The sequence below is a fragment of the Neobacillus kokaensis genome, assembly GCF_014656545.1.
Classification (GTDB): domain Bacteria; phylum Bacillota; class Bacilli; order Bacillales; family Cytobacillaceae; genus Neobacillus; species Neobacillus kokaensis.
Genome location: NZ_BNDS01000025.1, coordinates 1 through 21,569, shown reverse-complemented (window position 1 = coordinate 21,569; position 21,569 = coordinate 1). Strand labels below are relative to the sequence as shown.

21 protein-coding genes are annotated in these 21,569 nt (G+C 41.7%); 5 read left to right on the top strand and 16 right to left on the bottom strand.

Features of this window, described 5'->3' with window-relative positions; all coding sequences use genetic code 11:
- Positions 1–69: 69 nt before the first annotated feature.
- The 6 genes from IE222_RS20765 to IE222_RS20740 all read right to left on the bottom strand — a co-directional run bounded on the left by IE222_RS20765 (position 70) and on the right by IE222_RS20740 (position 5,221).
- Entirely contained in the window at positions 70–1,011 is a 942-nt protein-coding gene (locus IE222_RS20765) for a diacylglycerol kinase (RefSeq protein WP_191276169.1), read from the bottom strand.
- A gap of 150 nt (positions 1,012–1,161) precedes the next feature.
- On the bottom strand, positions 1,162–2,070 hold the full coding sequence (locus IE222_RS20760; RefSeq protein WP_191276168.1) for an ECF transporter S component family protein: 909 nt from the start codon (positions 2,068–2,070) through the stop codon (positions 1,162–1,164).
- Between the two features lie 88 nt (positions 2,071–2,158).
- Positions 2,159–3,235: a hypothetical protein gene (locus tag IE222_RS20755; RefSeq protein ID WP_191276166.1), complete on the bottom strand. Its 1,077-nt coding sequence runs from the start codon at positions 3,233–3,235 to the stop codon at positions 2,159–2,161.
- A complete protein-coding gene (locus tag IE222_RS20750; RefSeq protein WP_191276164.1) occupies positions 3,232–3,756 on the bottom strand; it encodes an anti-sigma factor family protein in 525 nt (174 codons plus the stop codon). The genes IE222_RS20755 and IE222_RS20750 overlap by 4 nt, the downstream gene beginning before the upstream one ends.
- On the bottom strand, positions 3,753–4,286 hold the full coding sequence (locus IE222_RS20745; RefSeq protein WP_191276162.1) for an RNA polymerase sigma factor: 534 nt from the start codon (positions 4,284–4,286) through the stop codon (positions 3,753–3,755). Before IE222_RS20745 ends, IE222_RS20750 begins: the two co-directional genes overlap by 4 nt.
- 152 nt (positions 4,287–4,438) lie before the next feature.
- The gene (locus IE222_RS20740) at positions 4,439–5,221 is read right to left on the bottom strand and encodes a class I SAM-dependent methyltransferase (protein ID WP_191276161.1); all 783 of its coding nucleotides are present in this window, start codon (positions 5,219–5,221) and stop codon (positions 4,439–4,441) included.
- A gap of 106 nt (positions 5,222–5,327) precedes the next feature.
- Between IE222_RS20740 and plsY the strand changes: the two genes are divergently transcribed.
- Positions 5,328–5,954: a glycerol-3-phosphate 1-O-acyltransferase PlsY gene (plsY, locus tag IE222_RS20735; RefSeq protein WP_191276159.1), complete on the top strand. Its 627-nt coding sequence runs from the start codon at positions 5,328–5,330 to the stop codon at positions 5,952–5,954.
- Positions 5,955–6,349: 395 nt separating this feature from the next.
- Here plsY and IE222_RS20730 read toward each other — a convergent pair whose 3' ends face one another.
- Complete coding sequence (locus IE222_RS20730) at positions 6,350–6,904, bottom strand: thioredoxin family protein (protein WP_191276157.1); 555 nt, start codon at positions 6,902–6,904, stop codon at positions 6,350–6,352.
- A 225-nt stretch (positions 6,905–7,129) separates the two neighbouring features.
- On the opposite strand from IE222_RS20730, the gene putP reads away from it, so the two are divergent.
- The gene (gene putP, locus IE222_RS20725; RefSeq protein WP_191276155.1) at positions 7,130–8,626 is read left to right on the top strand and encodes a sodium/proline symporter PutP; all 1,497 of its coding nucleotides are present in this window, start codon (positions 7,130–7,132) and stop codon (positions 8,624–8,626) included.
- Positions 8,627–9,455: 829 nt separating this feature from the next.
- On the opposite strand, the gene gatB is transcribed toward putP, so the two are convergent.
- The 5 genes from gatB to IE222_RS20700 form a co-directional block, all read right to left on the bottom strand.
- On the bottom strand, positions 9,456–10,883 hold the full coding sequence (gene gatB, locus IE222_RS20720) for an Asp-tRNA(Asn)/Glu-tRNA(Gln) amidotransferase subunit GatB (RefSeq protein ID WP_191276153.1): 1,428 nt from the start codon (positions 10,881–10,883) through the stop codon (positions 9,456–9,458).
- A gap of 13 nt (positions 10,884–10,896) precedes the next feature.
- Positions 10,897–12,354 carry an Asp-tRNA(Asn)/Glu-tRNA(Gln) amidotransferase subunit GatA gene (gene gatA, locus IE222_RS20715; protein WP_191276151.1) on the bottom strand — a complete coding sequence of 486 codons (1,458 nt, stop codon included), beginning with the start codon at positions 12,352–12,354 and terminating at the stop codon, positions 10,897–10,899.
- Between the two features lie 11 nt (positions 12,355–12,365).
- Positions 12,366–12,659: an Asp-tRNA(Asn)/Glu-tRNA(Gln) amidotransferase subunit GatC gene (gene gatC / locus IE222_RS20710; RefSeq protein WP_191276150.1), complete on the bottom strand. Its 294-nt coding sequence runs from the start codon at positions 12,657–12,659 to the stop codon at positions 12,366–12,368.
- 175 nt (positions 12,660–12,834) lie between these two features.
- Positions 12,835–13,194: a cupin domain-containing protein gene (locus IE222_RS20705; RefSeq protein ID WP_191276148.1), complete on the bottom strand. Its 360-nt coding sequence runs from the start codon at positions 13,192–13,194 to the stop codon at positions 12,835–12,837.
- Positions 13,181–13,681, bottom strand: coding sequence for a VanZ family protein (locus IE222_RS20700; protein ID WP_191276146.1), 501 nt, complete (start codon positions 13,679–13,681; stop codon positions 13,181–13,183). Before IE222_RS20700 ends, IE222_RS20705 begins: the two co-directional genes overlap by 14 nt.
- Before the next feature lie 84 nt (positions 13,682–13,765).
- Between IE222_RS20700 and IE222_RS20695 the strand changes: the two genes are divergently transcribed.
- Both IE222_RS20695 and IE222_RS20690 read left to right on the top strand, forming a co-directional pair.
- Positions 13,766–14,218: an OsmC family protein gene (locus IE222_RS20695; RefSeq protein ID WP_191276144.1), complete on the top strand. Its 453-nt coding sequence runs from the start codon at positions 13,766–13,768 to the stop codon at positions 14,216–14,218.
- Between the two features lie 15 nt (positions 14,219–14,233).
- Positions 14,234–14,893, top strand: coding sequence for a lysozyme family protein (locus IE222_RS20690; protein WP_191276142.1), 660 nt, complete (start codon positions 14,234–14,236; stop codon positions 14,891–14,893).
- An 859-nt stretch (positions 14,894–15,752) separates the two neighbouring features.
- Here IE222_RS20690 and IE222_RS20685 read toward each other — a convergent pair.
- The 4 genes from IE222_RS20685 to aceB form a co-directional block, all read right to left on the bottom strand.
- Positions 15,753–16,178 carry a YueI family protein gene (locus IE222_RS20685; RefSeq protein WP_191276140.1) on the bottom strand — a complete coding sequence of 142 codons (426 nt, stop codon included), beginning with the start codon at positions 16,176–16,178 and terminating at the stop codon, positions 15,753–15,755.
- 113 nt (positions 16,179–16,291) lie between these two features.
- Entirely contained in the window at positions 16,292–17,827 is a 1,536-nt protein-coding gene (locus tag IE222_RS20680; RefSeq protein ID WP_191276138.1) for a peptide MFS transporter, read from the bottom strand.
- Between the two features lie 192 nt (positions 17,828–18,019).
- Positions 18,020–19,303: an isocitrate lyase gene (aceA, locus tag IE222_RS20675; RefSeq protein ID WP_191276136.1), complete on the bottom strand. Its 1,284-nt coding sequence runs from the start codon at positions 19,301–19,303 to the stop codon at positions 18,020–18,022.
- Between the two features lie 46 nt (positions 19,304–19,349).
- Positions 19,350–20,942: a malate synthase A gene (gene aceB / locus IE222_RS20670; protein ID WP_191276134.1), complete on the bottom strand. Its 1,593-nt coding sequence runs from the start codon at positions 20,940–20,942 to the stop codon at positions 19,350–19,352.
- Between the two features lie 278 nt (positions 20,943–21,220).
- Here aceB and IE222_RS20665 point away from each other — a divergent pair, with 278 nt between their 5' ends.
- A complete protein-coding gene (locus IE222_RS20665; protein ID WP_223282834.1) occupies positions 21,221–21,451 on the top strand; it encodes a YuzK family famiily protein in 231 nt (76 codons plus the stop codon).
- Positions 21,452–21,569 lie beyond the last annotated feature (118 nt).

The following is a 21,569-nucleotide window of genomic DNA, read 5'->3' as shown; positions in this document are numbered from 1 at the left end:
TTCAAGCACTTTATCCACGCTTCAAAAAAGACATGAAAAAAGTTCGTTCCCGTTAGGAACGAACTCAAATTAACTATATCTTTTTCCTGAAGTCCAATCAGATGGGCGGTCATTAGGGCGGATATCATCCAGCGGCACGAATACCTCTAGGTGCCGGTACAAATTAGCAAACTCTGCAGGGAGCAAGCCGCCAAATTCTCCGTCTAAATTTAACTGGACTTTTTCACTGGATTGCACTTTAATCCGATTTGCTTTTGTATAAATCACGTTCGGGTCATTCACGTGTTCTCCGCGGATTGCCATAGTGGAAACACGGACAAATTCAGCAAGATTAACCTTTTTCAAAATCAACAAAGAAAATAGACCATCATTAATCGAAGAGTCCGGAGCTAGTTTTTCAAACCCGCCAATAGAATTCGTCAGACCGACAAGAAACATCATCGCTTCGCCTTCAAAAAGCTTACCATCGTACTCGATTCGTAAATCGGACGCTTTAATCGAAGGAAGCATTTCCATCCCTTTTAAATAATAGGCAAGCTGACCGAGCATCGTCTTTAACTTGCTTGGCACCTCATACGTAAGTTCCGTTAATCTGCCGCCGCCGGCAATATTAATGAAATATTTATCATTAATGCGGCCGATATCGACAGGGATTAACTCCCCTTTTGTAATAATGTCAACAGCTGAAGCGACATCCCTCGGGATATGGAGGGCGCGGGCAAAATCATTCGTCGTGCCTGAAGGGATAATTCCTAACTTAGGTCGATATTCCTGCTCGGCAAGGCCGTTCACCACCTCATTAATGGTTCCATCACCACCAGCAGCAATAACAACATCATACTGACGCTCAACAGCTATGCGTGCTGCTTTTGTAGCATCACCGGCACCAGTTGTCGCATGACAGGACGCCTCATATCCCGCAAGCTCTAATTTTTCAAGGATTTCCGGCAAATGGCGCTTAATCATTTCGCGTCCCGATGTAGGATTGTAAATCAGTCTTGCTCTTTTCATAAATTCATCCACCTATTTTTAAAAATCAACAACGGCTTTAGTCAATTCAATATTTTACCAATTAACATCAGCACTTACAAATAATTTGTAGGCCTAAGTCCATTTACTATCATAACCTTTTTTGTTCAATTTGCAAAAATTACTGATGGATTACTTTCCAGTTAATAGACTTACATGATAGGAATTAACAATATTAATCTGATATGTGCCTTCTCCTGATTGATAAATACCTGACATTTCTTCAGATCCATCAAGGTCTTTCTTTTTCGAAATCTGCCACCCTTTCCCCTTAAACTCCTCCACACTATTAGCCGCAATCTTTAAATCTTTGCTTTCCGAGGAGTCGACTTTAACCGTTGATGCATTTTCGATTTTCCAATCATTCGAAAGAGCCCGCGGCTTCAACGTCAGAGAATCATTACTGCCAACTAAATCTAATTTCACATCATCAGGAATCAGAATTGTGGCCGCAACGATTCCCTGCGTATAAAAAGGGCCCGATTCATTTGGGAGCTGCTTTAAATTAATATAAAGCGTATCCCCCTTTTGATTTGCCGTAAGATAATCTTTAGCGCTTTTCAACAGCTCTTTATTTTTCGACGTTTGCACCCGGTATGTCCCAAACAAAGAAACCTCTTTAGAGTTGGCTGCTTCTATTGTTGTATCATAGCTGGCATTTCTGACAACTACTCGATGTATTTTGTCATTCATTTTATAGGAAAAAGCAGGCAGATCAAAAGACCGCTCCTCTCTTGCTACTACCTCTTCCACCTTTCCCATCAGGCCGATTGAGCTTAACATTGCAAAGGCAATTCCCAGAGTCCCAATAATGGCAACAAAGAAAATACTTAAAAAATCATATTTTAGTACTGGTATTTCCCTCCTGGCAAGGAACAAATACAAAAGGATTTCTATTCCTAGAACAATCAAGATAACTGGCCACCATGCTGTCATCACCTGAATAAGATCCATTCCAATAAACCTTGAAAAGAATAGAAGAAGACCAAGCATGAGCAGCAAAATGCCCATCGAAAACGTTCCAACACGCCAGGTTCTCATGCTTTTATTCCCCCTTTTCTTTTTCTAAAAAAGAACCCAATACCTGCTCCAACGACGATTGCACCTGCTAACCCTTTTTTCCATCTTCTCATGATTTTTCCGCCTCTCTTTTCTGTTTGCTGCCGGACAAGAGCTTAATTCCTCCGCCGATAAATAACAGACAAATAATCCCGGTTTGTACGTACTCTTGAATCAAATACATGATATCCTCATTAAAAATCCTTGTTAACATCGGACGGAATGCTGGGAGAAGAATGTTCATTGCTAAATAGTAAATCCCCATTACGATAAGGCCAATTCCAACCCATTTTTGATGGTTCATGAAGTAGTTGATGATTGGTACATCCTCCGTATCTCCCTCACCGTATCTAGAAACCTTTTGCATCCCATCAAAGAAGCTGTAAAACCAGATAATTGGGATTAAGAACAGGAAGATGCCAAGTCTTAACACATCTAAGATATATACCGTGAGCAGAAACGCTGCCATTAACTGAATACCTCGGCGCTGCAGTCCTAAATACAGATGCCCGGCTCCTGGAAAAATCGAAAGGAAGGTCGCAATCGCCTTGCTTTTTTTACCATCGTCACGTCGCGTTTCAAAGTCTTCATAAATGGTTCTGTCTACGAGCTCTTCGCCTCGCTGTTTTTTGTTCACCTGCTGAACAGCATCGAAAAAGCCGTACACCCAGATAATTGGCAAGGCAGCGAGGAACACAAGAAATTCACCGCGATTGGAAAGCACGGAAATAAAGATCACCATGACTCCAAGGCCAAGGAAGGTTGCCAGCAAAGTCAGACCCCGATTCATTAAGCCAAGCTGGAAATGACCAAGGCCCGGAATAAAAGACAGAATAATCGTATAGAAGCGTTCTGAATCCTGTGCAGCCTTTGAATATGGATAGTCAGGATCTTTTGTAGCAAGAGCTTTCTTTTGCTTTGAAATCTGAACGCCCATATCAATGAAACTAATTAGATAAATAAAGATTCCCGCCATAAAAGTAAAAATAGGGAGAGGCTGGTTATATGTCAGTATTCCAATGACGGTAGCAAAAGCCAAACCGACAACAGATAGTAAATAAAGACCCCCGCGAACCACGTTACCGAAGTAAATATGACCGAGGCCTGGAAATAATGATAATGTTAATGCCTTCGTTGAATTTTTCATTTCTTAATTGCCTCCTTTTTCTCCAAAGAATCCATCCATGCAAATGTCTTATTCATAACCCCTTCCGTCACCGAAGGCTTCCTTTCCTCCACCAAATGTGAATCAATTGAACTTGTGTATTTCAACAGCGACTGAAACGCACCCGAAAACATCAAAAACAACGTCGCTACCGCTGCCAGCAAATAATGGAACAGAGCTTGCTGATAAAATGGCTTTTTCTGTGTGTCGTCTTTGGTGTTATCTTTGGTGTAATCTTTGGTGTCAGGCACCATTTCCCGAATTATTTCCCTTTTGGTGTCAGGCACCGCTTTTTGTTCTGAAATCCCCAACATCACACAATCGGTGAAGCTTTGTTCGTTTGAAATGGTTGGGAGCGATGATTCATTTGACTCAACGGCTTGTAAATAGTGCTCAAGGCATTGTTCACATGTGTATAAATGGGCTTCAAGCTCTTCACGGGTGCTGCTGTCTAGTTCATTTCTTACGTATTTCTGCCATTCATCTGTAGTGTAATGCGTCATGAAAAATCGTCCTCCTTCCAATTCTTCTTCATCCAATTTCGTGCCCGGTACAACTTTGTTTCAATTGTCTTCACTTGAACATTTTGCTCTTCGGCCATTTGCTGATAGCTTTTTTCCTCAATATAAAAACCGTAGATAACGTCACGATAATTCTTCGGCATCTCTCCAAGCCTTTTTCTAACAAGCCTTCGCCTGTCTGTTTCGATAATCATGGTTTCAACATCATCCCTTGGTGTCCCAATGACTTGTTCCTCTAACGTCTCGATGATTTCTTCTTTCCTTCTTGCTTGTTTTCGTTTGATATCAATTGCATGATTCACGGCAATCCGTGTCAACCATGTTTTAAAGCCCTGATTCTCATATTGGGGGAGAGAGGTGTAAATTTTTATAAAAACTTCCTGTGCGGCCTCTTCTGCTTCCTTTTGGTCATGAAGAACGGCAAAGACTGTCCGGAACACGTCATTGCGGTATTTTTCAACCAAAAGGCGAAAAGCGTGGTCGTTGCCTCCCAGCACGTTTTCAATTAACACAGTATCAGTAATGGTCCTCTCCCCCTTTCTTTTTTATCTGTTCACCTTAATAGACGAACTGCCTTTCACCTATCCCTACACTTTTTTATTTAAAATTTTAAATGCACAAAAAAAACGTGCAAAACTAAATTGCACGTTCATCATCTTGACGGTTAATCCACTAATTTTAATATGCAAACATTACATTCATGGGGAATCGCGAATGGCTCTTTGGCCGTTATTGAACTAGATAATTCGCCAAGTGCTTGTTTCCGTACAGCGTCTTCTAATCCTGCTAGCCAGGATATTGATTCGATGCGTTCCAACCATGCATCCCTTGTAAAATGGACCGAATATTTTAGTTTATAGAAATCTCTAAGTTCGAAACCCGCAGCCTGCCATTCCGCAAACCATTCAACCGGAAAACCATTGATGCGCTGCCTGGATTCTGCTTTTGAGCCAGCTGGTTTTATGCCGCCATCTACAAATTTGCACAAAACCTCAAAGGTTGTTTCGACCATATCATTGCCTGAGAGAAATCCAGAGTCAATGACAATCATCGTGCCATTTCCTTTTAAAATTCTTTTCATTTCACGAATTGCCTTTTCACGGTCAAACCAATGCCAAGCTCGCATAACCGTTACCATATCGAATTGGGAATCTTGCAAACCTGTATTTTCCGCAGCTCCTACGAAATAAGGAATCATAAAATTTTTAACTCTATTTAAGATCTTTGCTTGTTCCAACAGGTTTTCCGATGGTTCAACCCCAACAATATCCGCTCGTCTCATGGCAATCTTTCGCGTCAACGCACCCGTTCCACAGCCAATATCAGCTACCTTTTTCCCTTCAAAAATAATATTGCGCAGCTGCAGACTTTCCATCAAGGCAATTGGAATATCTTCTCTTGAACGGGCATAACTATTAGCAACTTGGCCAAAATCAACTTTTTCCATGTCAAGCGCTCCTTTTAATGTACCAATTCGTGAAATTTCAACAAAATCCTGCCATTTCTTCTGATACAATAATACTACAATTTTACCAAATAAGGGAATGATTCGTATGTTTTTGCTGCTATTGTTGGTTTCCTATTTAATAGGAAGCATTCCCACTGCCTTAATCGTGGGCAAACTATTTTTTGGGGTCGATATCCGTGAGCTTGGCAGCAAAAATCCAGGGGCAACTAACACGCTTCGTGTCCTTGGGAAAAAATCGGCCGTCTTTGTACTGCTGATTGATCTTGGTAAGGGTTCTTTAGCTGCATCTCTCCCGCTGATTTTCCATCTAAACGCAGAACCAATGTACTTTGGCTTAGCTGCGGTTGTCGGTCATTGCTTCCCGATATTCGCCGGTTTTAGAGGCGGTAAAGCCATTGCAACCACTGCCGGTGCATTGCTTGTAGCTCACCTGCCGTTATTAGTCATTGCCTATCTGATTTTCTTTTTAGTGATTTTTTTAACCAAATATGTATTTTGGGGTTCAATTTCCGTTGGATTCAGTATGTTTATCTATGACTTCTATTCTGCCAAACTTGATTTTGAACTGATCTTTTTATTATTTTCATTCCTTTTAATCTATCTCCACCGCTCAAATATCCGAAACTTTATCCTTGGAATCGAGCCGAAGATTAATGATAAAAATTTAAAAAATGACCTTATCCCGCCAAAGGGCGGCGGGTTTAAGGCTTAAGTAAAGAGGGCCAGCATTTTTGGATGCGCCCTCTTTTTATCCTGAAAGTTCAATTCTGTTTTTCTGATTCGCCGATAAATAGGCTGGATTCGCTGATATATTGCCTAGATTCGCCGATAAATGTTTAAGATTCGCCGATATCCTTCAAAAATTCGCCGATAAATTCTGAAGTCTATTTTTAAAGTGTGTAATTTTACGCAGGGGGTTACTATTTTTGTGTTCGTACTATATTGGAAACAACAAATTTTGTGAGAACAGCCTTAACGAAACACAGTTTGCCTCGTTTTGGAGCAATTTTTATCCTTCATTCTAGGCCGATTTTGGTCTTCATACCGCTTATGAAGACCTTTTCATGCCTGTGCCCCTGCTGTTTTGGTCTTCATGCATATCCTAGCCTATTTTAATAAAGTAGAAATAATACTATCCGCAACTGTTTGCCAAATTTCCGGCTCCGTTTGATACCTCTTGGCAAGGCCTTTGTACAATGCCATTTGTTTTTCCTGGAAGTCTTCCGCATCCTTATCAGGCAATGTGGCACGTTCTTTTTCTACAAGGGCCTGTATTTTAGGTGCCCGAGGACCCCATACGCCTGCTTCGTTCCCTTCCTGATCGATAAAAACAAAGATTGGGATCGCCCGAGATGTGCCATTCGTTAAATATTGGTCCATCAGTTCAAGATTTTGATCTCGTAGCAGAAAACGAACCTCGATATCGGCCGCTTCCGCCACCCTAAGTAAAACAGGATTATTCAACAGCGCATCGCCGCACCAATCCTCAGATAGAACGATAACCCGTAATCCCTTCGATTTCAAGGCCGCCAGCTTACTCCGATCATCCTCCTTCAAAGCAAATTGCTCGTAAATTGAAAGCATTTCTTCCTTATTTCTGTTCATTGCATTTATATACTCATCAACTGTCATTCCCTTTTGAAACCACCCATTTAAATCCATTTATCATTCCACTCCTTTCAACTTCCTATATAATAAAACTTTTCATAAAAGCATACAATGATAGTGCTTACAAATAGTTTTAAAAACTATCCCAAAAATATTTTTTACTATGGTAAAAAAATAAATTTTACCACTGGAATTGGCCGTATCTAATTGATAGAATCTTAAGTAAAGGGGAAATATTATTGTAATTATTATTCGAATTTTTAAAAAAGGGGGATTTATATGTCTGAGCAAACTTTACAGCTTGTTTCCATCATCATTTATATTGTTGGTATGCTTTTGATCGGCTGGTATGCCTATCGAAAAACTAGCAATCTTACGGATTACATGCTCGGGGGCCGTTCGTTAGGGCCTGCAGTAACCGCCTTAAGTGCTGGCGCAGCTGATATGAGTGGCTGGCTGTTAATGGGCTTGCCGGGAGCTATCTATGTAAGCGGTTTAGCTGAGGCGTGGATTGCCATCGGGTTAACGATTGGCGCGTACCTGAACTGGCTGTTTGTTGCACCGCGCTTACGTTCTTACACAAAAGTTGCCAATGATTCCATCACCATTCCAAGCTATTTGGAAAACCGCTTTAAAGACAATTCAAAGTTATTGCGAATCGTTTCCGGTATTGTTATCCTGCTATTCTTCACGTTCTATGTTTCTTCCGGAATGGTTTCGGGTGCGGTCTTTTTCGAAAACTCATTTGGCACTAACTATCATACTGGATTATTGATTGTGGCCGGTGTTGTTGTGGCCTACACCCTATTCGGCGGGTTCCTTGCTGTCAGCTACACTGACTTTATTCAAGGATTGATGATGCTGATTGCCCTTCTTCTTGTTCCGGCAATTGGTATTTTTAAAACTGGAGGCCCTGCCGAGACATTTGACACCATTCGGGCAATTGACCCAACTCTATTAGACTTGTTTAAAGGCACTACCTTTATCGGCATTGTTTCTGCTGCTGCCTGGGGACTTGGTTACTTCGGCCAGCCGCATATCATTGTCCGCTTTATGGCCATTAAAACGGTAAAAGAAACAAAGAGCGCCCGCCGCATCGGGATGGGCTGGATGATTTTCTCATTAATCGGTACAATCTTTACTGCTTTAATTGGTATTGCTTATTTCCATGATAATGCAGCACATACTTTAAATAATTCGGAAGCCGTATTCATTTCTTTAAGCCAAATTTTCTTCCACCCATTATTTGCGGGATTTGCTTTAGCAGCGATACTGGCTGCCATCATGAGTACGATTTCATCTCAGTTAATCGTAACTTCCAGCGCATTGGTTGAAGATTTATACAAAGTGGTCATGAACAAAAATGCGTCGGACGGCCGCCTGGTGTTCTTAGGAAGAATGGCTGTTTTAATCGTAGCTGTTGTTGCTTCTGCTCTTGCCTTTAAACAAGACAATACCATTTTAAATCTTGTTGCTTATGCGTGGGCAGGGTTCGGGGCTTCCTTTGGTCCAGTTATTCTCTTAAGCTTATTCTGGAAAAAGATTACGAACTGGGGCGCATTATCCGGAATGATCGTCGGTGCCATCACCGTAATCGTCTGGAAAAATGCCGACCTTGGCAAAGTCTTATTTGGCCAATCGTTATATGAAATCGTTCCAGGATTCCTCTTCAACCTTATTGTTGCTGTGGTAGTCAGCTTGATCACTTATAAGAAAAATGAAGAGATTGAGAAGGAATTTGATGAAAGTGTTCGATTGTTAAAAGAAGAAATCTAATGATTAAACACCTGAACGGGAGTGTATGCTCCCGCTCAGGTGTTTTTTTCGCATTTTTAAAATGGGACAGTTAAAGAGTAGTGCTGGTAAAAGAAGGATGGCGGTCGGTAAGTGGTAAAAATATGCCGGTAAACTAGGATTATCTGCCGGTAATGATTAGAAGATGCCTGTATACTGAACATACACCAGCTAATTTTACAAATATATCTACAAGATTTCAATTTGATTACAAAACTGGATAGCTTTTTGACAAAAGCCATCCCTAATTCAACTTAAATAAACGTTTAATTGAATTGGCCACAAACCCATTTATATGAATGTTTATTTTATTAAACACGGCAGAATGCTGTCGAACTTTATAGCCTCATTTTTACAATATGCACCCTATCCTCCGATTCTTCGACAGCGCCATTGTCATACAAACGTTTATTTAAAATGATGGTTTTTTCTTATAAATGTGGATTTCCCCAACAAAATAGCATCGAAATATGTCGCAAGTTGGCTTTCAATCAAACGTTTGTTTTGTTTGATCTCGAAGCTTGATATTACAAGGTTTTCCTCTAAAAATCCAGTTGGAAATTGTCGGATATTTCCCAAACTATTTTAATACAGTCTTGTAAATTGTAGAAAAACGACCATTTCCCTCATTTCCACCCCACTTCGACAGGACCTGCTATATTTCCCCGTTAAACAAACGTTTAATTGGAAACTCAACACCCTCTTACCGTCAAAGGTTTTTTCCCGGGAAATAGCAAAAAGGATGTCGAAACTCGCTTCGACATCCTTAGCAAAAAAACAGCCGGCAGAAAGGATTCTGCCAGCCATCATATTAGCGTTTTTGTAATTCCTGCTGCAATAATTTATTCACCACTTGCGGATTGGCTTGTCCCTTAGTGGCTTTCATAATCTGTCCAACCAGGGAGCCGGCCGCCTTTGCTTTACCGCCTTTGAAATCCTCAATTGATTTTGGATTGGCATCTAGTACTTCGGAAATGATCTTTAAAAGTGTACCTTCATCCGAAATTTGTACAAGTCCTTTTTCTTTCACAATCTTCTCAGCATCGCCGCCGTTTTCGATCAACTCTTTGAACACGGTCTTCGCAATCTTTGAAGAAATCGTGCCATTCTCAATGAGTTTGATCATGCTGGCAAGACCTTCTGGAGTCAAAGCAACCTCATGCAGTTCTTTTCCTTCTGAATTCAAGTAGCCAGAAACTTCACCCATGATCCAGTTGGAGGCTTGCTTCGCATCTGCACCGGCATTAACTGTCGCTTCAAAGAAATCAGCTGTTTCTTTTGTTACCGTTAATACGTTGGCGTCGTAAACAGGCAGGCCTAATTCTTCGATATAACGCTTTTGGCGCTCATCTGGAAGCTCTGGAATCTCGGCACGAATACGAGCTTTCCAGTCCTCATCAATATACAGCTCAAGTAAGTCCGGTTCAGGAAAGTAACGGTAATCATCAGACCCTTCCTTCACCCTCATCAGAATGGTTGCACCGGTTGCTTCGTCAAAACGGCGTGTTTCCTGCTCGATTTTACCGCCAGCCAAGACAACTTCTCTTTGACGCTTTTCTTCAAACTCCAACCCTTTACGGACGAAGTTGAAGGAGTTTAGGTTTTTCAATTCGGTTTTCGTACCGAATTCTTCTTGTCCCACAGGACGGATGGAAATATTGGCATCACAGCGAAGTGAGCCTTCTTCCATTTTACAATCTGAAACGCCTGTGTACTGAATAATGGACTTTAATTTTTCTAAATATGCATAAGCCTCGTTTGGAGTTCGGATATCAGGTTCGGAAACAATTTCAATCAGCGGTGTTCCCTGACGGTTAATATCCACCAATGAATAGCCTTTTTCGTGATTTAACTTACCAGCATCTTCTTCTAAATGAATGCGGGTAATGCCGATTTTCTTTGTATAGCCATCTACCTCAATTTCAATCCAGCCATGCTCGCCAATCGGCTGATCAAATTGCGAAATCTGATAAGCCTTTGGATTGTCCGGGTAAAAATAGTTCTTACGGTCAAATTTTGTGTGTGTCGCTACTTCACAATTTAGCGCCATTGCCGCTTTCATGCCGTAATCAACAACCTTCCTGTTTAAAACAGGAAGAACGCCTGGGTACCCTAAATCAATGACAGTTGTATTTGTGTTAGGCTCAGCACCAAAATGGTTCGGGCTGGACGAGAAAATTTTCGAATTGGTTTTTAACTCAACATGGACTTCAAGTCCAATCACTGTTTCAAATTCCATTACTGTTCACCCCCTACAATTGTGGCTTCTGTTTATGATAGTCTGTTGCTTGCTCAAACGCATGTGCAACACGATAAATCGTTGCTTCATCAAAATGCTTACCGATAATTTGCAAACCTAGTGGAAGTCCGCCATCGAAACCGCATGGCACAGAAATTCCTGGTACGCCAGCAAGGTTCACCGGAATCGTTAAAATATCATTTACGTACATGGTCATTGGGTCTTCAATATTCTCACCAATTTTAAAAGCTGGAGTTGGTGTTGTTGGACCGACAATGACATCATATTTTTCAAAAACATTTTCAAAATCTTGCTTGATCAATGTCCGGACTTTTTGTGCTTTTTTATAGTACGCATCATAATAACCTGAGCTCAATGCAAATGTTCCGAGCATAATACGGCGCTTTACTTCATCACCGAAGCCTTCTGCTCTCGTATTTTTATATAGATCCAAGAGGTTGTCGGCATTTGGTGTCCGGTAACCGTAGCGTACGCCGTCAAAGCGGGCAAGGTTTGCTGAAGCTTCGGATGATGATAATAGGTAGTAAGTAGCTAATGCATATTTAGAATGCGGAAGCGAAACTTCTTCCCAAACAGCTCCAAGACCTTCAAGCACCTTTAATGCATCTAGAACGGATTGACGGACTGATTCGCTGACACCTTCACCAAGGTATTCTTTCGGTACGGCGATTTTTAACCCTTTGACATCGCCTGTTAAGCTGCCGGCGAAATTAGGAACATCAACATTGGCAGATGTCGAATCCATCGGATCAAGCCCTGAAATTGCCTGAAGCAAATACGCATTGTCTTCAACGGTTCTTGTGATTGGCCCGATTTGGTCAAGAGAAGATGCAAATGCTACAAGTCCGAAACGGGAAACACGGCCATAGGTCGGTTTCAAACCAACGACGCCGCAAAAAGCTGCCGGCTGACGAATCGAACCGCCTGTGTCAGATCCTAAAGAAAATAGCACTTCACCCGCGGCAACCGCAGCTGCAGAACCACCTGAAGAACCACCCGGTACACGTTCTAAATTCCATGGATTATGTGTTTTTTGGAAGCCTGAATTTTCATTTGAAGATCCCATCGCAAACTCGTCCATGTTTAATTTCCCGATGGTTACTGTTTCAGCTTGAGCTAGCTTTTGCACAACAGTCGCATCATAAATGGGATCGAAGTTTTCAAGAATTTTGCTGGCACAAGTTGTTCTTAATCCCTTTGTGACAATGTTGTCTTTCACTCCGATAGGCATACCAAATAACAGCCCATTGGCTGCATCGGCGCTGAACTTATCATCAAGGGCTTTTGCTGTCTGCCGCGCCCGTTCTTCATCTAACGTTAAAAACGCTTGGACCTTGTTTTCTACATCAGCGATTCGTTTATACGATTCGTCGACAAGGTCAGATACTTTCAGCTCTTTTTTATGTAAAAGCTCATGAAGATCTGATACTTTATGATCAAATAAACTCACAATATTTCCTCCTACTCAGCTAAAATCGACGGCACTTTAAATTGCCCGTTCTTATGTTCAGGCGCATTTTTCAAAACTTCTTCCTGCGGCAATCCCGGCTTTGGAATATCCTCACGCAGGACATTTTTCATATCGAGCACATGGTATGTAGGTTGAACATTTTCGGTATCCAGTTCATTTAACTGTTCCGCAAAGGCGATGATGGAATCGAGCTGCTTTGTAAACTTTTCCGCCTCTTCCTCCGTAATCGCAAGCCTTGCCAAATTAGCTACATGCTTTACCTGCTCCGTTGAAATTCGTGACATATCGGTAACCTCCGATTCCTTTTTATATACTCTTGATAATACCAAACTTTTTCGCTTTACCGCAATGATTCTTCTTAAAGTATGGACAAGTTGGTTGGGTTTTAAGTTTTTTCTGGATTTGTTTGTAAAAAAACGCTTCTGAAATTAGAAAAGACTTGGAATTCCAAGTCCTTTTCTAGTTATTACTTTTTAAAAACTGCTCCGGATTCAGGCTCGGACTTTCAATAATAATAGCGGTCATTCCAGTTTCACTTCCTGATTCATGCTGCTCACCAGCTTCCCAGAAGACGGCAGTTCCTTTGGAAACCTTTATTTTTTCGCCGCCTTCCACCCGCACCCATCCTTCACCCTCTATTGCTAGAAATAGCTGCGGGACAGTAGCCGGATGCATTCCTACAACACTTTCCTCATCCAAATACATGCAGCCGACCGATGAGGGGGCTTCATTTTTAACAATTGGCGTGATTCCAACATTTAAACTATTAAATGCCGAAATCTCTCTTCTTACTTCACGATTGAAATTAAAAAACTTCATTTACCTTGCCTCCTCTTTTCCTTCTAGAACCAACCAATTTTAGAAAAATCTTTATCGGAATAAACCCTATAACTCCGCCGATTGTATTCAAAATCAAGTCATCCACATCAAAGCTGCCAAAAGTAAAAATCAGCTGCATCAGTTCATATGTTAAACTTAGGAAAAATGTGGCTAGTATGACAACCTTTAGTTTTTGGAACCTGTTCGCTAACAATGGTAAAATAAATCCGAACGGGGCAAAGCCGATGACATTCCCGACTATGTTCTCAATGCGAATAATTAAATTGATATCCGCTAGAAATAGATAATAATAAATGGTTTTAAAAGGGATAAAATTATGCGCACGCAAAAAGTGTTCATTATTTATAAATGTAAAGGACTGAATAATCTCCGAAACCTGTACATATTTGAATAATACTAGTTTCGTAAGAATGGCTAAATACAAGAAAAGAACAATGGTTAGTACGGTTTTTATTAAAATTTTCATCAATTCACTACTCCAATTTAAATCTACCAATCTAACTATACCATATTTTCCAAAATATAGATAAAAATGCAAAGGAGGATTAAGATGGCTGAACATATTTTTCATTTAAAAGCAAATTGGCCGGGACTCCGGAATGATGTTGGGGAAATTGAGGCCGGAAATCTAAAAACAAAAATCTCTATCCCTCCGGAAATGGATGGCCCTGGGGTCGGCACCAATCCGGATGAGATGCTGCTTGGGGCGGCAGCTACCTGTTATATCATCACGCTTGCCGCCATGATGCAGCGCAGCGGTCTCGAAAAAGAAAGCTTAACAATGGAATCAGATGCTGTTGTAGATGTAACCAATGGTGTTTTTACCTATAAAAAAATTATCCACCGTCCATATATTATCTTAAAGTCTGATGCCACGGAAAGAGAGATTCAGCTTGCACTTCGCCTTGCCAAAAAAGCCGAAACCTCCTGCATGATCAGCAGAGCGATTCAGGGTAACGTAGAAATAGAACTGCGGGCAACGGTAGCGGCAGGGCATAGCTAGTTTAGGAGAGTCATCATGAAAAAACGAAGACGGAAGAAATTCAAAACGTTTTTCGGCTTGTTTGTGCTTTTTTGCATATTAGCCGCGGTTCAAAATCATTTTCAAAATAAAACACAAGAGCCGCTGGAGCAAGTAGATCCATTTTTCTCTGTGAAACAATATCGTCCGCAGCTCCAAAGCGAATTGGCAAAATATCAGCTTGAAAAATACACCGATATTTTACTAGCGTTAATGCAGCAGGAAAGCCACGGTCAAGGCGGAGATCCCATGCAGGCCTCCGAATCCGCAGGCTTGGCACCGAATACGATTAAGGATCCAAAGCAGAGTATTCAAGCAGGAGTGAAGCATTTCCAGCGGGTTCTTACTTACGGAAATCAGCAAAAGGTGGACTTCCCCACGATTATCCAAGCCTATAACATGGGCAGCGGCTATATCACCTTTGTTGCAAAGCGCGGCGGTAAACACAGTGAAGAGCTTGCGAAACAATTTTCTCAGATACAAGTAAAAAAGAAACCTGATCTTTATAATTGTAACGGCGATAAAACTAATTTCCGTTACCCCTACTGCTATGGTGATTTTACCTACAGTACGAAGGTGCTCCAAAATATGCAATTGCTAGTAGATAGTGTGCCGGTGAATGGGGAAAACAAGAAGAATAATAGTAAATCATTTTGAAAAATTGGTTAATGGGCGTGATTGGCGACCGGACACACCTTTTTGCTCTCTCTTCGGTCGCCTATAACCCGTATTGGCGACCGCTCACGCTTTTTTTCTCTCCCTTCGATAGCCTATAAACCGTATTGGCGACCTGGCGCACCTTTTTGCTCTCTCTTCGGTCGCCTATAACCCGGATTGGCGACCGAGCACACCTTTTTGCTCTCCCTTCGGTCGCTTATAACCCGTATTGGCGACCGCGCACGCCTTTTTTCTCTCTCTTCGGTAGCCTATAAACCGTATTGGCGACCGGGACGGCTCTTTTTTGCTCTCTTCGGTCGCTTATTGGCCTTATTGGCGACTGGGCACGCTTTTTTGCTCTCTCTTCGGTCGCCTATAACCCGTATTGGCGACCGCGCACGCTTTTTTGCTCTCCCTTCGGTCGCCTATAACCCGTATTGGCGACCGGGCACACCTTTTTGCTCTCCCTTCGGTCGCCTATAACCCGTATTGGCGACCCGGACGGCTCTTTTTTGCTCTCTTCGGTCGCTTATTGGCCTTATTGGCGACCGCGCACGCCTTTTTTCTCTCTCTTCGGTCGCCTATAACCCGTATTGGCGACCGGGACGGCTCTTTTTTGCTCTCTTCGGTCGCCTATTGGCCTTATTGGCGACCGGGCACGCTTTTTTTCTCTCCCCTCGGTCGCCTATAACCCGTATTGGCGACCGGGCACACCTTTTTGCTCTCTCTTCGGTCGCCTATAACCCTTATTGGCGACCGGGACGGCTCTTATTCTTTCTTCTCGGTCGCCAATCTCCTTACAATTTTCAAATTAAAAAAGCGCCTGACCACAGCTGTAATCAAGCACTTTTTCATCAACCTACCTTTTAAAAAGCTTTGCAAAAAAACCTTTCTTAGCAGCGGGAATTTCCGGTGCCTTTTTAGAAATAAAAATCTCATCCTTTTCAATGGCATAATCCATTGCCAGCACCAAGCCAATGTCTGTGTCAGCCTCCTTATTCGTAACAATCGTATGCCCAATCTTATGCATTACAGCTTTTTTTACATACTTGGATAATTGCTCGTATTGTAAATCTCCGTTTAAGAAAAGATGCGCCTTAGGGTATTCCTTCATTAATTTTTCAACCTGCGGATATACTGTTTCTTCCGCTACCTGCTCTTTCTTTAAGGCCACCACAATTCGTTCCCTTAATGTTCCTAAATATTTCCGGCGCTCATCGGGTTTCGTTTCCAAAGCTCCATGAATTCCTTGCTGCAGCACCTCATCAACGCTAGGCTTTTTCAAGCTCAATCAACTCCATCATTAAGGCTATTATTATGTATGATAATACCCTAAAATACGTTCCATTCCAAAAATAAGAAAAAAACTGCGGGGAGCATTCCCCACAGTTTTGAAAATCATCGAATATCCTTCATAAAGGTTTGAATCTTTGGTGATAGTGCAAACAAAATAACCGAAAGACCAATTGCCGCTGCACCAATAACACCAAAGTAAGTCATTTCCGTTGCTGGTGTATAGAATTTAACAATTTGGGCGTTAAGTGCCTGGGCGGCAGCGTTTGATAGCAGCCACATACTCATCATTTGGGCTGAGAAAGCAGCCGGGGCAAGTTTCGTTGTAGCAGACAAACCTACCGGAGATAAACATAATTCACCTAGAACGACAACAAAGTAGCTAAGTACAAGCCATAACGGATTTACCAGCGCACCAGTACCGCCCATTAAAGCTGGCACTAAAATGATGACAAATGATAAACCGGCAAACAAGAGACCGAAGCCAAATTTCACAGGAATAGTCGGTGCTTTTTTCCCTAGTTTTACCCAAAGCGAACCAATGATTGGCGCAAACACAACGATAAACAATGGATTCAATGATTGGAACCAAGATGGATTAATATGAATTCCAGCAAAATCAAGCTGTGTCCGTTTATCGGCAAATGCTGCCAGAATCGTTGAACCCTGTTCTTGGATTGACCAGAACATAACAGATGCTATAAATAACGGAATAAACGCGATTAAGTGCGAACGTTCTTCCTTTGTTGTTTTGGGACTGCGATACATGTAAATGAAATAGAACGTTGGAATAACAAAACCAAGGATTCCAACAAGGGCAATAAATCGATCAATTGTTAAAAATCCAGTCATAATAGCAATCGTTGCAATAACAGCAAGTACAACTGCAGCTAATCCGAACTTTATAAATGTAGTTTTCTTTTCCTGTTGAGATAAAGGATTATGAACAAATGTACCAGCAAGACCAAGATTCTTCTTTCTGGTAATAACATAGGTTACTAATGCTAAGAACATACCGATTGCTGCAATACCAAAGCCTAAGTGGAAATTGTATTTCATGCCAACAGTACCAACAATGAATGGAGCGATAAAGGCACCTAGGTTTACACTCATGTAAAAAATAGTGAAACCTGCATCGCGGCGGGCATCGTTAATATCGTACATTTCCCCTAAAACCGTTGAAATATTTGGTTTTAATAATCCAGTACCAAGGATAATCAAAATCATTGAAACAAAGAACATCGTCATACTGCCCGGAATGGCTAAGGCGATATGACCGAACATGATGATGACACCACCGTAAAACAATGACTTGGAAGGTCCTATAAGTCTATCAGACACCCATCCGCCGATGATACCCGACATATAGATCAATGCTCCATATACGGAAGCAATTGCGAGGGCAGTCTGTTGGTCAATGCCTAATCCGCCTTTTGAAACGGAATAATACATATAGTAAACAAGGATTGCTTTCATTCCATAGTACGAAAATCTCTCCCAGAACTCTGTAAAAAATAATGTAAATAATCCTTTAGGATGGCCAAAAAATCCTTTTTGAGGAACACTAGCCACAATTTTCTGTCTATTAGAGGTTTCTACTGGAATACTTTCTTCAATTTTCTGTTTTCTTAATGTTGACATACTATTAAGCCTCCAATTCTATATTAAAATAGTATTGTAAATGTCGAAAGTTGTCAATTGTTAGTTTTTTCATAGAATATAGAGGATCAACCAAATCTACTAAATTATTTCAAAATAGTGACTTAAGGGAATTTTGTAAACAAAAAAAGACCCTTTCCTCCACTCAGGAGAAAAGGATCCTTCATTCGATTATTATTTTGCACTTGTAAATTGCTCTTCTTCAGTAGAGCCTTTAAGTGCAGTTGTAGAAGATGTACCGCCAGTGATAACCATAGAAACTTGGTCGAAGTAACCTGTACCAACCTCACGCTGATGGCGAGTTGCAGTATAGCCGTGAACTTCGCTGGCAAACTCAGCCTGCTGTAACTTAGAGTAAGCTGCCATGCCTTGGTCTTTATAGCCGCGAGCAAGCTCGAACATGCTATGGTTAAGCGCGTGGAAACCAGCAAGGGTAACGAATTGGAACTTATAGCCCATCTTTCCAAGCTCTTTTTGGAACTTCGCAATTGTTTCCTCATCAAGCTTTGCCTTCCAGTTGAAAGAAGGTGAGCAGTTGTAAGCAAGCAGCTTGCCAGGGAATTGTTCATGAATCGCTTCAGCAAAGCGTCTTGCTTCTTCGATGCTTGGCTCAGAAGTTTCACACCAAATCAAGTCAGCATATGGTGCGTAAGCTAAGCCGCGGGCAATCGCTTGATCAAGGCCTGCCTTCGTGCGATAAAAGCCTTCCGGTGTACGCTCGCCAGTAATAAATGGTGCATCGTTCATATCGATATCACTTGTAATTAAATCAGCAGCGTTAGCATCTGTACGAGCAACCAATACTGTCGGAACACCCATTACGTCTGCTGCAAGACGAGCTGCAATTAGGTTACGAACCGCTGTTTGAGTTGGAAGAAGCACCTTTCCGCCTAAGTGGCCGCATTTTTTCTCTGAAGAAAGCTGATCTTCAAAGTGGACGCCGGCAGCACCTGCTTCAATCATGCCTTTCATTAATTCGAAGCAGTTTAATTGACCGCCAAATCCAGCTTCAGCATCAGCTACAATTGGTGCAAACCAATCGATAGAGTTATCACCTTCAGAATGAGTGATTTGGTCAGCACGCTGAAGTGCTTGGTTAATTCTTTTAACTACAGATGGCACACTGTTTGCAGGGTACAAGCTTTGGTCCGGGTACATATTTCCGGAAAGGTTAGCGTCTGCTGCTACTTGCCAGCCGCTTAAGTAGATAGCCTTCAAGCCTGCTTTTACCTGCTGAACCGCTTGGTTACCAGTCAAAGCACCTAGTGCATTAATATAATCTTCTTCGTTAATTAACTTCCAAAGTTTTTCGGCACCTTTTTTAGCCAAAGTATGTTCAATATCGATAGAACCGCGAAGCTTAATTACATCCTCTGCAGTATATGCTCTTGTAATCCCCTTCCAGCGTGCATCCATTTCCCAGCTTTCTTGTAATTGAGTAATTCTTGAATCAGTCATTTTCCATTCCTCCTATTAATCTATTAATTTTTTTATATAAAAATTTTTATAATAGCTTATACCCAGGTAATGTTAAGAAATCAACAAACTCATCATTTAAAATAAGGTCATCAAATAACTGCACTGCTTCGTCAAACCGTCCGCCGGCATAAGCTGATTCACCGATTTCTTGTTTGATTTTTTCTAATTCCTCAAGCTTCAGCTGCTGGTACATTTCTACCGTCACTTTTCGCCCGTCAGTTAAAACGCCTTTTGGATGACGAATCCACTGCCAAAGCTGTGCTCGGGAAATTTCAGCTGTTGCGGCATCCTCCATCAAATTGTAGATTGGCGCCGCTCCTCTGCCAGATAGCCATGAAGCCACATATTGAATTCCGACATTGATGTTAGTGCGAACACCTTCTTCGGTAATCGTGCCATTTGGTACCTCAAGCAGGTCTTGGGCGGTAATCGTGATTTTCTGTTGCTTTGCCGTATGAATTTGGTTTGGCGTCGGCATTTCGCGCTCGAACACTTCCATTGCAACCGGAACTAGCCCTGGATGGGCAACCCATGTCCCGTCATGACCGTCACGTGCCTCGCGCTCTTTATCAGTACGTACTTTTCCAAACGCTTCTTCATTTGCCTGCGGGTTATTTTTCACTGGAATTTGCGCTGCCATACCTCCCATCGCTGGTGCCTTGCGACGGTGGCAAGTTTGAATCGTCAGCAGTGAATATGAACGCATAAATGGTGCGGTCATTGTTACCTGTGAACGGTCGGGAAGAATCACATTCTCTTGGTTACGGAACTTTTTCAAATAACTGAAAATGTAATCCCAGCGGCCGCAGTTTAGACCAGCTGAATGTTCCTTTAATTCATACAAAATTTCATCCATTTCAAATGCCGCCATAATCGTTTCAATTAGCACGGTCGCCTTAATGGTTCCTTGCGGGATGCCAAGTTTTTCTTGAGCGTATACAAACACATCATTCCAGAGCCGTGCTTCTAAGTGGCTTTCAAGCTTTGGCAGATAGAAGTAAGGACCTGACCCTCTTGCTAATAACTCTTTTGCATTATGGAAAAAATAAAGTCCAAAGTCGAGAAAGCTTCCTGAAATAGGTTTTCCGTCTACAAGCACATGCTTTTCTTCTAGATGAAGCCCGCGAGGCCTTACAATCAGTACGGCAGTTTGTTCGTTTAATTCGTACCTTTTACCATTTGGGTTTTCAAAGGAAATTGTCCGTTTTACTGCATCTCTTAAGTTGACTTGTCCCTCGACAACATTTTCCCATGTCGGAGAAGTGGCATCTTCAAAATCAGCCATGAATAATTTCGCACCAGAATTCAGGGCGTTAATCACCATTTTCCGATCGGTAGGCCCGGTAATTTCCACGCGGCGGTCCTGAAGATCTCGCGGCAGCGATGCAATCGTCCAGTCTCCATTACGGATATGTTTTGTTTCAGGCAGGAAATCAGGGAGTTTGCCATTGTTAATTTCCTCCTGCCGTTTTTGTCTGGACTGTAACAGTTCCACTCTTCGGCTGCCAAAATTACGTTCTAATTCTTCGATAAATTTTAGCGCTTGAGGCGTTAAAACCTCGTCATATAGGGCATTCAAAGGCCCAGTCACTTCAATCCCCTGTGTCTGCGTCGTCATGAACTACTCACCTCTTTGTTATAATACAGTAACTGTCCTCGATTTGTATTATATAACAACATTTTAGAAAATGGAACCACTTTTCTGAAAATTTTTATAAAAATGGGTAAATACTCCCTCCATAAGCAAAATAAATCTAAAACATGCCCGGATTTCCAGCATTCTGCAGGTATTGTAAGGATCTTCAAGATATAACCACGAGACGCCAATATAGAGCATCTGAGACGACCAGAACTGCAATTTTCCACTTTGAGGAAATAAATACAAAGATGGTATGATTGGAACTATCAAAAATTGTTTGGAGGAGATTTTTTATCGATCGCATTGAATTGAATTATACAAGTGATATGGAGAAGGCGATGCATATGTCCCACGGAGTCGGTTATGAGGTCTATAGCAGAAAACATGAGGTCAGGATGAGGGTTGAGAAGCAGCGGGAACGTAATTATGCGGAAAGCAAACGTGTATTAGCCGAAATCACCAGCAAACTTTATTCCATTACCAATTAAACAAATAAAAAACATGCTGCATCACCATATGTTACACTTTTCACATAGTGACTAACACCCCACTTAGACAGTTGAAGTACAAAAAACCTCTTCAATTTTGAACTGCCCCCCAATTGTT

Bases quoted from the DNA above. Each gene is read 5' to 3' on its own strand.
- IE222_RS20765 (WP_191276169.1), bottom strand. From the start codon at position 1,011: ATGAAAAGAGCAAGACTGATTTACAATCCTACATCGGGACGCGAAATG.
- IE222_RS20760 (WP_191276168.1), bottom strand. From the start codon at position 2,070: ATGAGAACCTGGCGTGTTGGAACGTTTTCGATGGGCATTTTGCTGCTC.
- IE222_RS20755 (WP_191276166.1), bottom strand. From the start codon at position 3,235: ATGAAAAATTCAACGAAGGCATTAACATTATCATTATTTCCAGGCCTC.
- IE222_RS20750 (WP_191276164.1), bottom strand. From the start codon at position 3,756: ATGACGCATTACACTACAGATGAATGGCAGAAATACGTAAGAAATGAA.
- IE222_RS20740 (WP_191276161.1), bottom strand. From the start codon at position 5,221: ATGGAAAAAGTTGATTTTGGCCAAGTTGCTAATAGTTATGCCCGTTCA.
- plsY (WP_191276159.1), top strand. From the start codon at position 5,328: ATGTTTTTGCTGCTATTGTTGGTTTCCTATTTAATAGGAAGCATTCCC.
- IE222_RS20730 (WP_191276157.1), bottom strand. From the start codon at position 6,904: ATGGATTTAAATGGGTGGTTTCAAAAGGGAATGACAGTTGATGAGTAT.
- putP (WP_191276155.1), top strand. From the start codon at position 7,130: ATGTCTGAGCAAACTTTACAGCTTGTTTCCATCATCATTTATATTGTT.
- gatB (WP_191276153.1), bottom strand. From the start codon at position 10,883: ATGGAATTTGAAACAGTGATTGGACTTGAAGTCCATGTTGAGTTAAAA.
- gatC (WP_191276150.1), bottom strand. From the start codon at position 12,659: ATGTCACGAATTTCAACGGAGCAGGTAAAGCATGTAGCTAATTTGGCA.
- IE222_RS20705 (WP_191276148.1), bottom strand. From the start codon at position 13,194: ATGAAGTTTTTTAATTTCAATCGTGAAGTAAGAAGAGAGATTTCGGCA.
- IE222_RS20700 (WP_191276146.1), bottom strand. From the start codon at position 13,681: ATGAAAATTTTAATAAAAACCGTACTAACCATTGTTCTTTTCTTGTAT.
- IE222_RS20695 (WP_191276144.1), top strand. From the start codon at position 13,766: ATGGCTGAACATATTTTTCATTTAAAAGCAAATTGGCCGGGACTCCGG.
- IE222_RS20690 (WP_191276142.1), top strand. From the start codon at position 14,234: ATGAAAAAACGAAGACGGAAGAAATTCAAAACGTTTTTCGGCTTGTTT.
- IE222_RS20680 (WP_191276138.1), bottom strand. From the start codon at position 17,827: ATGTCAACATTAAGAAAACAGAAAATTGAAGAAAGTATTCCAGTAGAA.
- aceA (WP_191276136.1), bottom strand. From the start codon at position 19,303: ATGACTGATTCAAGAATTACTCAATTACAAGAAAGCTGGGAAATGGAT.
- aceB (WP_191276134.1), bottom strand. From the start codon at position 20,942: ATGACGACGCAGACACAGGGGATTGAAGTGACTGGGCCTTTGAATGCC.